The 13,828-nt window shown below is 36.9% G+C and carries 14 protein-coding genes and 1 pseudogene; 13 read left to right on the forward strand and 2 right to left on the reverse strand.

The genetic code is table 11. From position 1 onward, the window contains the following. The first annotated feature begins 7 nt into the window (after positions 1–7). The 13 genes and pseudogenes from OK18_RS18035 (at position 8) to OK18_RS18085 (ending at position 10,855) form a co-directional block, all read left to right on the forward strand. Positions 8–568, forward strand: coding sequence for a TlpA family protein disulfide reductase (locus OK18_RS18035; RefSeq protein WP_053328912.1), 561 nt, complete (start codon positions 8–10; stop codon positions 566–568). Between the two features lie 23 nt (positions 569–591). Further along, the gene (locus tag OK18_RS18040) at positions 592–1,563 is read left to right on the forward strand and encodes a FecCD family ABC transporter permease (RefSeq protein ID WP_050020924.1); all 972 of its coding nucleotides are present in this window, start codon (positions 592–594) and stop codon (positions 1,561–1,563) included. A 118-nt stretch (positions 1,564–1,681) separates the two neighbouring features. Next, positions 1,682–1,810, forward strand: a complete 129-nt coding sequence (locus tag OK18_RS20940) for a GxxExxY protein (RefSeq protein WP_082129228.1) — start codon at positions 1,682–1,684, stop codon at positions 1,808–1,810. 101 nt (positions 1,811–1,911) lie between these two features. After that, positions 1,912–2,835 carry an ABC transporter ATP-binding protein gene (locus tag OK18_RS18045; protein ID WP_050020923.1) on the forward strand — a complete coding sequence of 308 codons (924 nt, stop codon included), beginning with the start codon at positions 1,912–1,914 and terminating at the stop codon, positions 2,833–2,835. Between the two features lie 165 nt (positions 2,836–3,000). Continuing rightward, positions 3,001–3,453, forward strand: coding sequence for a MarR family winged helix-turn-helix transcriptional regulator (locus OK18_RS18050; RefSeq protein WP_050021398.1), 453 nt, complete (start codon positions 3,001–3,003; stop codon positions 3,451–3,453). A gap of 56 nt (positions 3,454–3,509) precedes the next feature. Further along, positions 3,510–5,903, forward strand: coding sequence for a 3-hydroxyacyl-CoA dehydrogenase/enoyl-CoA hydratase family protein (locus OK18_RS18055; protein WP_053328913.1), 2,394 nt, complete (start codon positions 3,510–3,512; stop codon positions 5,901–5,903). Positions 5,904–5,985: 82 nt separating this feature from the next. Beyond that, a pseudogene (locus tag OK18_RS18060) lies at positions 5,986–6,307 on the forward strand (hypothetical protein). 100 nt (positions 6,308–6,407) lie between these two features. After that, complete coding sequence (locus tag OK18_RS18065) at positions 6,408–7,586, forward strand: thiolase family protein (protein ID WP_050020922.1); 1,179 nt, start codon at positions 6,408–6,410, stop codon at positions 7,584–7,586. A 14-nt stretch (positions 7,587–7,600) separates the two neighbouring features. Further along, positions 7,601–7,729 carry a four helix bundle protein gene (locus tag OK18_RS21965; protein ID WP_157837429.1) on the forward strand — a complete coding sequence of 43 codons (129 nt, stop codon included), beginning with the start codon at positions 7,601–7,603 and terminating at the stop codon, positions 7,727–7,729. A 50-nt stretch (positions 7,730–7,779) separates the two neighbouring features. Then, positions 7,780–9,555: an acyl-CoA dehydrogenase family protein gene (locus OK18_RS18070; RefSeq protein WP_053328914.1), complete on the forward strand. Its 1,776-nt coding sequence runs from the start codon at positions 7,780–7,782 to the stop codon at positions 9,553–9,555. 91 nt (positions 9,556–9,646) lie between these two features. After that, positions 9,647–9,961, forward strand: coding sequence for a hypothetical protein (locus tag OK18_RS18075; RefSeq protein WP_053328915.1), 315 nt, complete (start codon positions 9,647–9,649; stop codon positions 9,959–9,961). Between the two features lie 30 nt (positions 9,962–9,991). Then, positions 9,992–10,327, forward strand: a complete 336-nt coding sequence (locus OK18_RS18080) for a YegP family protein (protein WP_053328916.1) — start codon at positions 9,992–9,994, stop codon at positions 10,325–10,327. An 81-nt stretch (positions 10,328–10,408) separates the two neighbouring features. Further along, positions 10,409–10,855 carry a phosphohydrolase gene (locus tag OK18_RS18085; protein WP_050020919.1) on the forward strand — a complete coding sequence of 149 codons (447 nt, stop codon included), beginning with the start codon at positions 10,409–10,411 and terminating at the stop codon, positions 10,853–10,855. On the opposite strand, the gene OK18_RS18090 is transcribed toward OK18_RS18085, so the two are convergent. Together OK18_RS18090 and OK18_RS18095 are read right to left on the reverse strand one after the other, a co-directional pair. After that, positions 10,852–11,568, reverse strand: a complete 717-nt coding sequence (locus OK18_RS18090) for a DUF2490 domain-containing protein (RefSeq protein WP_053328917.1) — start codon at positions 11,566–11,568, stop codon at positions 10,852–10,854. The two genes, OK18_RS18085 and OK18_RS18090, sit on opposite strands and share 4 nt — an antisense overlap. Positions 11,569–11,640: 72 nt before the next feature. After that, positions 11,641–13,452 (reverse strand): TonB-dependent receptor plug domain-containing protein, encoded by a 1,812-nt coding sequence (locus OK18_RS18095; protein ID WP_053328918.1) that lies wholly within the window; start codon positions 13,450–13,452, stop codon positions 11,641–11,643. Positions 13,453–13,828: the final 376 nt, after the last annotated feature.

Raw genomic sequence — 13,828 nt, forward strand, 5'->3', positions numbered from 1 at the left:
ATAATTTATGAAGAAGATAATTTTATCCATCCTGATTTTAAGTGCAGTATACAGCTGTAAAAAGGAAAGCCAGAAAACGGATGCTGTAAATACTACAGACTCACTTTCTGTGACTCAAAATACGGCTGCTGAAGTTGTTCCTTATATTCCCAGGGAACTTTCCCCTGAAAATATCAGCCAGCACCTGGCAAAAAATAATGATACTTTATACGTAACTAATTTTTTTGCAACATGGTGTGGCCCTTGTATGAGAGAAATTCCAAGTTTCAAAGATAAAATGCAGGAATTAAAAGGAAAACCCGTAAAATTTACTTTCATCAACCTGGATGATAAATCGGATTGGAATGGAGCAGTTAAAAATTTTGCAATAGAAAATAATCTTGGTGGAAATATTATTCTATTGGATGGGCAAAAACTGGATCAAAACTTTTTTGCCAATAATTTCCAGCAATGGGACGGCGGCTCAATTCCTTTTACCTTCATGAGAAAAGGGGATAAAACGGATGAATATTTAGGAATGATGACGGAAGAAGTATTGAATTCGAAAATTGATGCTTTCTTAAAATAAATCTACAGAATACTTTCTGAACAATGTCAAAAAGGTTTAAAATCCTGTGTTTATTATTAATAGTTGCCATTATAGCAAGTGCAATTATTAATCTGAATACAGGATTTTTAAGTTTAGGATTCCAGGATTTTTTCCGGAATACCGATCATAGTCAAATTGCTGAAATCCGTGTCAACCGTGTATGGGTCATGATGTTAGCCGGCATTTCAATCCCCACATCAGGTTTTCTGATGCAGGAATACTTTCAAAATCCATTAGCAGGCCCGGATATATTGGGAATTACTTCTGTAGCCAGTCTATCTGTTGCTTTCTATATTTTCTTTTCACATGATATTCTTCTCCCTGAATTTCTGCAAAATAGTTTCCTGAGCCTGTCGGCAATCGGGGGAAGCCTGGTGTTGATGCTGGTGTTACTATCCATGTCTAATAAATTTCAGGATAAATCTTATCTCATTATTTTCGGGTTTCTGATGTCTGCTTTTGCAGGAGCTATTGTTTCTTTACTTCAATTTTATGCAGAAAATCAGAGTTTGAAAAACTATATTTTGTGGTCCTTCGGAGCCAATAATATGGTGAGCAGAAACCAGATTTATGTACTATTGATACTGGTTCTAACAGGATTATTCTTTTGTTTTAAAGCGATAAAACCTCTTATTGGTAATTCATTGGGTACTTCCTATGCACAAAGCTTAGGAGTAAATCTGAAGCAATTAAAATTGCTGATCATTGTAGCATCTTCTCTCCTCTCCGCCTCTATTACTGCTTTTTTAGGTCCTATTTTGTTTATTGGAATTATTGTCCCACACTTTTGCAGACTGATCTATAATCCTTCCCAATTATGGCAGCAATGGATTCTGAATATGTTTCTGGGAATGCTTATCATGTTGTTTTTCTCTGTTATCGCAGAAAAAACACAGATTCCATTGAATGTTATCAGCTCTGTATTTGGGATTCCTGTGATTCTGGGGATGCTATTGAAGCAGAATAAAATATAATTTTTTGTTTTGTTGAAAAACGCAAAGGCGCAAGGATTTTATCTCCGATAAAATTTAATAACGTACATAAAACATCGCACTTGCTGAAAATCTTTAATTTTCTTGCGTCTTAAAACATATCAGTTCAATCCATAAAGCTCAACTTTTAACCTATTTAAAAATGACAGGATGCAAGCTAGAACTGTTACTTAATTTTCAATCTGATGTTTTCAAAAATGGAGTCACGAGAGTTGTCAATCATTTATAATTAAAAAACAGAATAAAAATTCACAAAGTATAATCCTTGCATCTTAAAAATAGTATTTTTGTAAAACAATCTGCGCCATTGCGTTTTAGTCAAGATCAGGAATGCACCTACAAATCAAACAGGCCAATATCGGATACAACAAAACATTAATTTCAAATGCCAATGCTGAGTTGAAACTTGGTGATGTTTGCTTATTGATTGGTAATAACGGTGTAGGAAAAACCACTTTGATTAAATCTATTCTGCATCAGATTCCTTTGCTGGATGGAGAAATTTTGATCAATAATGAAAATGTAAAGAAACTTTCCGTCCAAGAAATCGCTGAAAACATTGCTATTGTTTTTTCAAAATCTGTGGTTCCACAGCATTATACCGTTCAGGATCTTATTTCATTAGGAAAGTATATCTACTATCCTTTTTATTTTGAGTTAAAAAAGGAAGACCGTGAAGAGGTTTTGCATATCATTGAAGAGCTGGATCTCCGGCAATATAAGGATACACTTCTCAAAAACCTTTCGGATGGTAACCTGCAAAAAGCATTTATCGGACGGGCAATTACTCAAAACGCTCCTGTTATTATACTGGATGAACCCACTACCCATCTGGATGAAAAGAATAAGATTATCATTCTCAAAACCCTCAGAAAACTTGCTAAAGAGCAAAATAAACTCATTTTATTTTCTTCTCATGACTGGCGATTGGCCAAAGAATTTGCCGATAAGATATGGTATGTGAAAAATACCCGATTGTATACAGGAATCGTGGAAGATATTTTATTGAAGCATAACGAACTTACCAATGCTTCTTTATTTCAAATAAACGAGAATTTTGTGGCGCCATATATCGTAGCACCACAGGTTTATAAAGAAATGCTGTATTCCCTGCTTCAAAAAAACTTTCAAAAAGACCTTTCTTCACTCCGTTTTGAATTGAAAAACAACTTTTGGATTATTACTAAAGATTACCATCAATACCAATGCGAATCTTTTGAAGAAATCGTTGATTACATCAAAAACATTCACTAATACTTCATTTTATTTGATTATTTCACATACTATGCATGCATAGTATTATGCTTATCATACAATTTAATCACCTTATTATCAGATTATTAACAAAATTTAACGTTAATAAATATTATGCATGCATAATATTTATTAAATTTGGGTAAAACCATTAGCGCATCAATGATGGATCATAACAAAGAAAAAATAGAAAACGTAGATTTAATTTTAAAACAGACCTGGTTGGCTGTTTCGAAAATGTACACAGAACTTGCCCAGGAGCATGATTCTACGGCTGTACAAGCCCTTACCCTTCTTAAAATTGATCCCAAAGAAGGGACCCGAAGTACAAATCTTGGCCCCAAGATGGCGATAGAACCGACTTCTTTAACAAGAATTATTAAACTTCTGGAAGATAACGGATACATCTATAAGGAAAAAACCACTACTGACAAACGGGAAGTGATCATAAAACTTACAGATAAAGGCCTAAACTCCAGAAATATGTCTAAGGAAGTTGTTGTCAACTTTAACAAAAAAGTAATGGAAAAGATTACTCCGGAGAAAATGGAAACCTTTAAAGAGGTCATGGCTGAAATCATGAAAATAGCCAACGAATTATTAAATAACAGAAAATAGATTATAATGAAACCGTATGGTTCATGTGACCTTATTTAAATACTAAAAATTTACATATGAAAAGAAGAATCAAACATGTAACGGTTCTTGGTTCAGGAATTATGGGAAGCGGTATCGCAGCACACTTTGCCAATATTGGTGTAGAAGTGTCACTTTTGGATATTGTTCCTTTTGAATTGACTGAAGCTGAACAGAAAAAGGGTTTGACCAAAGAAGACAAAGCAGTAAGAAACAGAATTGCTTCCGAAAACTTTGAAAAACTTAAAAAAGCAAGTCCTGCACTTCTTTACTCTCCAAAGTTTGCAGATAGAATCACAATAGGCAACTTCGATGATGACCTACCAAAAATAAAGAATACAGACTGGATTATTGAAGTAGTAGTTGAAAGACTTGATATCAAAAAATCTGTATACGAAAAAATTGAGCAATTCAGAAAACCGGGAACATTAATTTCTTCCAATACTTCGGGTATTCCTATCCACTTATTAACTGAAGGAAGGAGCGAAGATTTCAAAAAATACTTTGCAGGGACCCACTTCTTTAATCCGGTAAGATATCTTCCTCTTCTTGAGATTATTCCTACCAACGATACAGATCCTGAGATTGTAGATTTTTACATGAATTACGGAGCGAAATTCTTAGGTAAAACAACCGTTTTAGCAAAAGATACTCCGGCTTTCATCGCCAACAGAATCGGAGTATTCTCTATGATGGATCTTCTTCATAATGTACAGAAACTTGGACTTACGGTTTCTGATGTGGATAAACTGACAGGCCCTGTTATCGGGCGTCCAAAATCGGCAACATTCAGAACAGCTGATGTTGTAGGTCTTGATACTCTGGTAATGGTAGCCAATGGGGTACGCCAAAGTGGCGCAGAAGCCAATGATTTCAATGATGTGTTTGCACTTCCTCCTTATATCCAGAAAATGATGGATAATAAATGGCTGGGCTCAAAAACAGAACAAGGTTTCTATAAAAAAGTGAAAAATGCAGAAGGAAAATCTGAAATCCACGGATTAAATCTTGATACATTAGAATATGAACTTCAGGGAAAATCATCTTTCCCTACTCTGGAGTTAACAAAAACAATTGATAAACCCATTGACAGGTTCAAAGTACTGATCGGAGGTAAAGACAAAGCCGGCGAATTATACAGAAAATCATTAGGAGCATTATTTGCTTATGTTTCGCATAAAGTTCCAGAAATTTCTGATGAAGTTTATAAAATAGACGATGCCATGAGAGCCGGCTTCGGATGGGAAAATGGCCCGTTTGAAATCTGGGATGCTGTAGGTGTTCAAAAAGGAATTGAACTGGCCAAAGAAGCCGGGTATGAGGTTTCAGACTGGGTGAAAAATGTAGAAACCTTCTATAAAGTAAATGACGAAGGACAAAGCATCTATGTTGATAAAAACTCCGGAGAATACAACAAGATCCCTGGCCAGGACGCTTTCATTATACTGGATAACATCAGAAAAAATAAAACACTTTGGAGTAATTCAGGTGCTGCTATTGAAGATTTAGGTGACGGTATCATCAACTTTGAGATCCGCTCAAAAATGAACTCCCTTGGGGGAGAAGTCCTTGACGGATTAAACAGAGCCATTGACCTGGCAGAAAAAGAATACGACGGACTGGTAATAGGAAATCAAGGTGCCAACTTCTCTGTGGGAGCCAACCTTGCCATGATCCTTATGATGGCCATCGAACAGGATTGGGATGATTTAAACATGGCAATCGCTTACTTCCAGAAATCGATGATGAGAGTGCGCTACTCTTCTATTCCTGTAGTAGTAGCTCCTCACGGAATGACTTTAGGAGGCGGTTGCGAGATGACCATGCACGCAGACCGAGTGGTTGCCGCAGCAGAAACATATATCGGCCTTGTAGAGACAGGTGTTGGTGTAATACCCGGAGGGGGCGGAACTAAAGAGCTGACTTTAAGAACATCCAGGGAATTCCATAATGACGATGTTAAAAACAACAGGCTTCGTGATGCTTTCATGAATATTGCCATGGGAAAAGTGGCTACTTCTGCCTACGAAGCTTACGATATGGGAATCCTTGAAAAAGGAAAAGATATTGTTTCTGTAAGCAAAAACAGACAGATTGCTGAAGCTAAAAAAATAGCAAAACTTTTAGCAGAGCAAGGTTACACCCAACCTATTGAGCAAAAAGTAAAAGTTCTTGGTAAAGATGCATTAGGAATGTTCTACGTAGGAACAGACCAGATGTTAACAGGAAACTATATCTCTGAGCACGACAAGAAAATTGCAGATAAACTAGCCAACGTAATGGTAGGTGGAAATTTATCCGAACCAACAGTTGTTACCGAACAGTATTTATTGAACCTTGAAAGAGAGACTTTCCTTCAGCTTTGCGGTGAAAGAAAAACTCTGGAAAGAATTCAATACATGTTGCAAAACGGAAAACCTTTGAGAAACTAGCAGGGAGCTCCGTAGGAGCGGACTGTTAATAGCTGAATAATTAAGAATTACAGAGCCTCGTAGAGGCGACCTATTAATTTTTATGGCAAATACCTACACACAGATTTATCTTCAGATTGTTTTCGCTGTAAAAGGAAGGCAAAACCTGATTAGTAAAGGATATTAAAGCAGGCTCTTCAAAGTTCATCAATGAGAAAGGGTGGATAAATGGAAAGTTCAACTGGCAGGAAGGATACGGAGCTTTTTCTTATTCTAAAAGCAGTGTAGATTCGGTTATAAAATATATTTTGAATCAGGAAGAACATCATAAAAAGAAAACTTTCAAAGAAGAATACTTGGATGTAATGTCAAAATTTGAAATAGAATATGATCCAAAATATTTATTTGAATGGATTGAAGATTAACAGGTCGCTCCTACGGAGCTCCAAATTTACAAAACTTAAAAGCTATAAACAGGATACCTATACGAGGTTAAAATCTAACAAAATACTTTAATACAAAACAATGAAAACAGCATACATAGTAAAAGGATTCAGAACAGCAGTAGGAAAAGCGCCGAAAGGTTCCCTGCGTTTTACACGTCCCGATGTAATGGCGGCTACGGTTATTGAAAAATTAATGGCTGAGCTTCCTCAATTAGATAAAAACAGAATTGATGACCTTATTGTAGGAAATGCAATGCCGGAAGCTGAGCAAGGGCTTAATGTGGCAAGGCTGATCTCTCTGATGGGGTTAAACACGGATAAGGTTCCGGGAGTTACGGTAAACAGATACTGTGCTTCAGGAAGTGAGGCGATTGCGATTGCTTCTGCAAAAATCCAGGCCGGAATGGCTGATTGTATCATCGCTGGTGGTACCGAATCTATGTCGTACATCCCAATGGGTGGTTACAAGCCTGTACCTGAAACGGATATTGCTAAAACAAACCCTGATTATTACTGGGGAATGGGTTACACTGCAGAGGAAGTGGCTAAACAGTACAACATTACCAGAGAAGAACAGGATCAGTTTGCTTTTGAATCTCACATGAAAGCGTTGAAAGCGAATCAGGAAGGCAGATTTGCGAATCAGATTGTTCCGGTACCTGTAGAATATAACTTCCTGGATGAAAACCAGAAGATGCAGACAAAGAAATTTGATTTCTCAGTGGATGAAGGCCCAAGAGCGGATACTTCATTAGCAGGGTTAGCGAAGCTTAGACCTGTATTTGCCAACGGAGGAAGCGTAACAGCCGGAAACTCTTCTCAAATGAGTGACGGAGCTGCTTTCGTAATGGTAATGAGTGAAGAAATGGTAAAAGAATTGGGTTTACAGCCGGAAGCTAGATTAGTAGCTTATGCAGCAGCCGGGCTTGAACCAAGAATCATGGGGATGGGACCTGTCTATGCTATTCCAAAGGCGTTGAAACAAGCTGGTCTGGAATTAAAAGATATTGAATTGATCGAACTTAACGAGGCTTTCGCTTCCCAATCGGTTGCCATTAAAAAAGAATTAGGTTTAAATCCTGATATTTTAAATGTCAATGGAGGTGCCATTGCTTTAGGTCACCCACTTGGATGTACCGGAACAAAATTAACCGTTCAGCTTTTAGACGAAATGAGAAAACGTGGCAATAAGTATGGAATGGTTTCTATGTGTGTGGGAACCGGACAAGGTGCGGCTTCGATTTTTGAATTGTTATAGACTCTCTTTATGAATTGCAAACTCAAATTATTATTTCAGGCAACAGAAATTACCTAGAAATTTCTAAAACCGAAAAAATAGAAAATAAAATCATAGAACTACAGAGAATGATTTCTGGCTTTCAAAAGAATTTAATATTGTAAGTCTTTATTCTTTTCTCTTTGTTCTTTAATCTAAAAAAATAAAATAATATATGGCTACATTAAAAGGAGGGGAATTCCTGATCAAACAAATTCCTGCAAATGAAATTTTCAGTCTTGAAGAACTGAATGAAGAACAAAAAATGCTTCGTGATTCCGCGAAAGAATTTATAGATAGAGAGGTAGTGCCTCAGAGGGAACGTTTTGAAAAGAAAGATTATGCATTTACTGAAGAAACAATGCGTAAGCTTGGAGAAATGGGAATGCTGGGAATTGCAGTTCCTGAAGAATACGGGGGTCTTGGAATGGGCTTTGTAACCACTATGCTTGCTTGTGATTACCTTTCGGGAACTACAGGTTCATTAGCTACAGCTTATGGAGCACATACCGGAATCGGGACCCTTCCTATTGTTCTTTACGGAACTGAAGAGCAAAAGAAAAAATATCTTCCGGACCTGGCTACAGGAACAAAATTCGGGGCTTATTGCCTGACTGAACCGGATGCTGGTTCTGATGCCAACTCAGGAAAAACAAGAGCTAAACTTTCTGAAGACGGGAAACACTATATCATCAATGGTCAGAAAATGTGGATCTCTAATGCAGGTTTCGCAGATACATTCACATTATTTGCTAAAATTGATGATGACAAAAACATCACAGGTTTCGTTATCAACAGATCTGAGCTTGAAAATCCAGAGAGCTTAACTTTCGGAGAAGAAGAGCATAAATTGGGTATCCGTGCCTCTTCCACCCGTCAGGTTTTCTTCAATGATATGAAAGTTCCTGTAGAAAATCTTTTAGGAGAAAGAAATAACGGTTTTAAAATCGCATTAAATGCATTGAACGTAGGCCGTATCAAATTAGCAGCAGCATGTCTGGATGCACAAAGAAGAATCTTAAACCATTCTATTCAGTATTCTAATGAGAGAAAGCAGTTTGGAGTTTCTATCTCTACTTTCGGAGCCATCAGAAAGAAAATTGCTGAAATGGCAACGGGGGTGTTCGTAAGCGAGGCAGGTTCTTACAGGGCTGCTAAAAACGTTCAGGATAAGATTGATGAATTGGTAGCAGGCGGAATGGATCATCAGGCTGCAGAATTGAAAGGTGTTGAAGAATTTGCTGTAGAATGCTCTATTCTTAAAGTATTCGTTTCCGATCTTGCCCAGCATACTGCGGATGAAGGAATCCAGGTGTATGGTGGTATGGGATTCTCCGAAGATACTCCAATGGAAGCTGCATGGAGAGATTCAAGAATTTCAAGAATCTACGAAGGAACTAACGAAATCAACAGGCTATTGGCGGTAGGAATGCTGATCAAGAGAGCCATGAAAGGCGAGCTGGATCTTTTATCTCCTGCAATGGCTATCAGCAAAGAACTGATGGGCATTCCTTCTTTTGAAGTTCCTGATTATTCAGAATTCATGAGTGAGGAAAAAGCCATTATTGCTAATCTTAAGAAAGTATTCTTAATGGTTTCAGGAGCAGCCCTTCAGAAATATATGACGGAGATTGAAAAACAACAGCATTTATTATTGAATGCTTCCGAAATTCTTAACCAGATTTATATGGCAGAATCTGCTGTATTGAGAGCAGAAAAACATTTCTCTCCTGATTCTGTAGAAGCGGCTATGGCTCAATTGAACCTTTATAAAGCTGTTGAAAAAATCATCACTGCGGCTAAAGAAGGAATTGTTTCTTTCGCTGAAGGAGATGAGCAGAGAATGATGCTGTCAGGATTAAGAAGATTCACGAAATATACCAATCACCCGAATGTAGTGGCTCTAACTGAAAAGATTGCAGCCCACTATATCGAAAAAGGAGCTTATTAGTCTTTATAACATACATTTGATTCAGGCGTCTCATTTTGAGGCGCTTTTTGTTTCAAAAAAATTTATTAATTTTAGTTTAAATTAATAACACATGAAAACATTATTATTTCCCCTGGTCTTATTTTCTGTGAGTTTATCTGGCCAGGAAAAAGAACAGCTTAAGGTTTTTCCGAAGACAGATACTGCAAAAATATACAGTGAGAATCAATTGCTGAAAAAGCTTGAATCCAATCCGAACAAGCGACAAAAAAAATTCTATAAAATTCTGGTTTCACAACCTAAAAAGGACATTACTTATATGGCCTTAAAAGAACCTCAAAAAGACTATTCAAAATATAAAATTTTAAATTCCATCATTCCTGAAATCCCCAAGGTGGATTTAAAAAAGATCATACCCTCCAAATAATCACAAGCAACAATTTTAAAAACTATTCATATGGGAAAATTTATTATTTCTAAAAGAAACAACGGTGACTTTCAGTTTAACCTTAAAGCAGGTAATGGCCAGGTAATTTTAACCAGCCAGGGGTATAGCTCAAAACCTTCCTGTGAAAACGGCATAGAATCTGTAAAAACAAATGCACAGGACTATTCCAGGTTTGAAAGAAATACAGCTAAAGATGGCAGATGCTACTTTAACCTTAAAGCCGGAAACGGACAAATCATAGGAACAAGCCAGATGTATGAATCTGATAACGGAATGGAAAACGGAATAGAATCTGTAAAAAACAATGCTCCCAATGCATCTGTGGAAGAGGAAATCAACAATTAAAATCATCTGAAATAATCTTGAAAAAAATGCCTTATTTTTTTAAGGCATTTTTTATTTTTGTATTCTATTTTCATAGAAAAAATGACAAAAGAAGAACTGCTGAATAAAGCTATAAAGATTGCCGATAAGGCTCATAAAGGACAAACGGACAAATACCATGCTCCCTATATTGCCCACGTTATGCGCGTTATGGAATACGGTAAAACACTGGATGAAAAAATTGTAGGAGTCCTGCACGATGTGGTAGAAGATCATCCCCTGGAATTCAGTCTTGATTATTTAAGAACCGAAGGCTTTCCGGAATATATCATTTTTGCGATAAGCTGCCTTACCAAATTTGATCCTGAAGAAGATTATGACGAATTCATCAAACGAACAGAAAGATCTCCTCTTGCCGTAGCGGTAAAACTTAACGACCTTCGTGATAATATGGACCTTAGAAGAGTAAACAGAGAACTTACTCCTAAAGATATTAAAAGATTCAATAAGTATCTGAAAGCCTATCGTTACCTGATAGAAAAGTATTAATCTGCCCCCGGGAAATCGTAGGTTTTCACATGATGATCTGTTCCGTCAATATTGATGTTTAAAGCAAGATAAATAAAATGCAGGTTTTTATTTCCTTTAGCTTCAAACTCGCGCTGCCACAGGTAACCGGTTAAGATTCCGAAATATTCATCAATCTGATAGCCGAAACCGCCGTATACTCTATTTCGTGCAAAAGTAGGCTTCATCGGACTTACCAGGAAAATTTCGTCATAAGCATTGGCAAAAATTGTCCCTTTCTTAATCGTTTTTGAATTTAACGGTACACTGACATTCAGACGGTACCGGTAACGCATTCTTTGTGAGGTATTGTCGGTCTGGGGTTCATAAAACCAGCTTTTCTCGGCCCGGAAACGGTTTTCAAACTTTACGATCCCCTTTTTGAAATCTATTACATCCTGAAGCCATACCCTGAACTCTTCCCTGCTTAAGCTATGATTTTTATAATTGACATATCTTCCGAGCCCTATGAAAGGTTTATGATTCTTGGTTAAATTGTACCCTACCCCTCCTTTTATTTCATAATAGTCAGGGTACGTGTAATCTTCATTACCACGAAGCTGACCTTCTGCATAGAGGAAAAATTTTGGATGAAACTTATAGGTCAGAGTCACTGCATTGAAGCTGGAAACATGTTCCTGTGATTTAAAAAATGTAATACTGAAAAGCAAACCCAGACTTAAAAAAAGCTTCATAAAAAAATTTTTGCAAATGTATATCTTTTAACAATTTGTTAATATTAACTTTAATTAATATCAACTTAACATCTACTTAATATTGATATTATAAGAAAACCCAATGTGGAACCATCTTTGCGGCATTTCCACTCCAAATGCTTCCGTATATTTTGTATTTGTTATATTATTGATTAATACATAGACCGAATAGTCTTTCTGATTGAAGCTCAGCTTTTCATCAAGAAGATTGTATGTTCCCAGATTTACTCTTTCGTTATATCGGTATACCAATTCGTTTGTGAAATTTCCAAAGAATTTGATTTCCAGTTTTGCTACGAATTGATGCTTCAGGTTATCCAGAATATATCTCGAAATAAAATCATTTGACTCCTTATAGCTACTGTCAATATAAGTATACCCCAGGGAGTATCTCAGCCAATCCGTCGCCTTATGATTTATTTCAGCTTCTATCCCTCTGGTTTTAATCTCTCCTACATTCAGGGCATGCCATACCATATCATCTATGCTGTTTTTTACCCAGTCGATAGAATTATCAGAATTCCTCATAAAACCGCTGATTTTTGCCAGGATTCTGTTGTTTTGATACTGATAACCAATCTCTGATGACAGGGCATTTTCAGGTAACAATTCCGGGTTTCCCTGTTCGGTTTTACTGATATAATAAAGCTCTGTAAAGGTAGGAACCCGATGCACTTTTGCAATATTTCCGTAAATTTTACTATTGGGATTAAAGTTGTATCCTACATCAAGGCCCGGATAAAAAAAGTTTCCTTCTTTAGAATAATTTGCCCATGAAATGCCGGGGCTGATATTTAATTTTTTATCAAATAATGAAAAATGATGTTCAAAGAAAACCTGGGATACAAAGCGGTCCGGATTTCCCAGGTTACTGCTCACCAAAAGCTCTTTTCTCAATTCAACGCCTACTCCCGTTGTTCCCAGTCCCCATTGGTAACTGGAATTCACTTCTCCTCCTACATTATTCCCAATATGCATATTCCTGTAAATGGAAGGATTTTGTCTGTTGAAAAGGTACATATCCTGGCCTCTTCTCCAATAGACATTAGAATTCAGTCTCAACTTCCCGAATCTCTGCTGATAAGCAATGCTTACAATAGATGCCTGGGTTTCCTCATACTGCTCGGTAGCTGCTTTGGACGAATAAAACCCATTGGCCCCGAATTTCTTTTCGGAAAATCCGGCCTGCAATCTGAGGTCTCCGTTTTGAAGGTTCAATTTTCCCTGATAGAATACATTCCTGATCTCATAATCGGTATTGTACATATATCCTTGTGAGGATGCGGAATTGGCCTGAAGAGCGTTGGAAAATTTTTCATTTCCCAACTGTGCATTGAATCCCAGTCCGTAGGTACTGTAATCTCCGCCTTCAGCACTTATTTTCACCCGTTTTCCCGGATTTATCCTGGTAATGATATTAATTACCCCGGCATATGCATTCTGGCCGAAACGTCTGGCCGCCGGACCTTTTATGATCTCAATTTTTTCAACCTCATCCAGGTCTACCGGAATATTCATATTATTGTGCCCTGTCTGGGAATCATTCATTCTGATCCCGTTCAGCAACAGTAAAACCTGTTCAAAAGAACTTCCACGAAATCCTATATCACTCTGAACCCCGTTAGCTCCTCTCCTCCTGATATCCATCCCCGGAACCTGTTGAAGAATTTCATCAATACTTCTGGCCGGCGAATTCACTATTTCTTCTTTGGTAATAACGGTGATATTCTGGTTGGCGCTTTTATACGGTGTGGAAATAAATTTACCCTGGAATTCAATGCTTTCAATATCCGTTGTCTTTTCCTGGGCATGAGCCCAAAGCAGGGACCCGAGAAAAAAAATACTTCCTATCTTCTTGACCATAATTGTAATTCGTAGTTTTTTTAATAGCAGGTTCAAAAGTAAGGGAGTTCATTAAGACAGACAAATGATACTTGTCATAAAAAATGCAGCGTAATGCTGCATCTGTGTCTGAGGGTAGTTTTTATCTTTTTCTCATTAAATGTGTAACTAGATCTCTGAATAGTTTTCTCATTTCTATATTACATATTTATGAATGCAATTTTAATTAATTTTAAAACATAAAACAATACCTACATGAAAAAACATAACAAATTCAGCAATATCGCTTTATATCTAATAAAGCAAACTGAAAAAACAGAATAAATCACAAAAAATGTTTTTGTTTTTATTTTCCAGAGATCTTTTTCTTACCTGTGACTTATTTTTTGGCTGCTGA

It is taken from the genome of Chryseobacterium gallinarum (genome assembly GCF_001021975.1).
Classification (GTDB): domain Bacteria; phylum Bacteroidota; class Bacteroidia; order Flavobacteriales; family Weeksellaceae; genus Chryseobacterium; species Chryseobacterium gallinarum.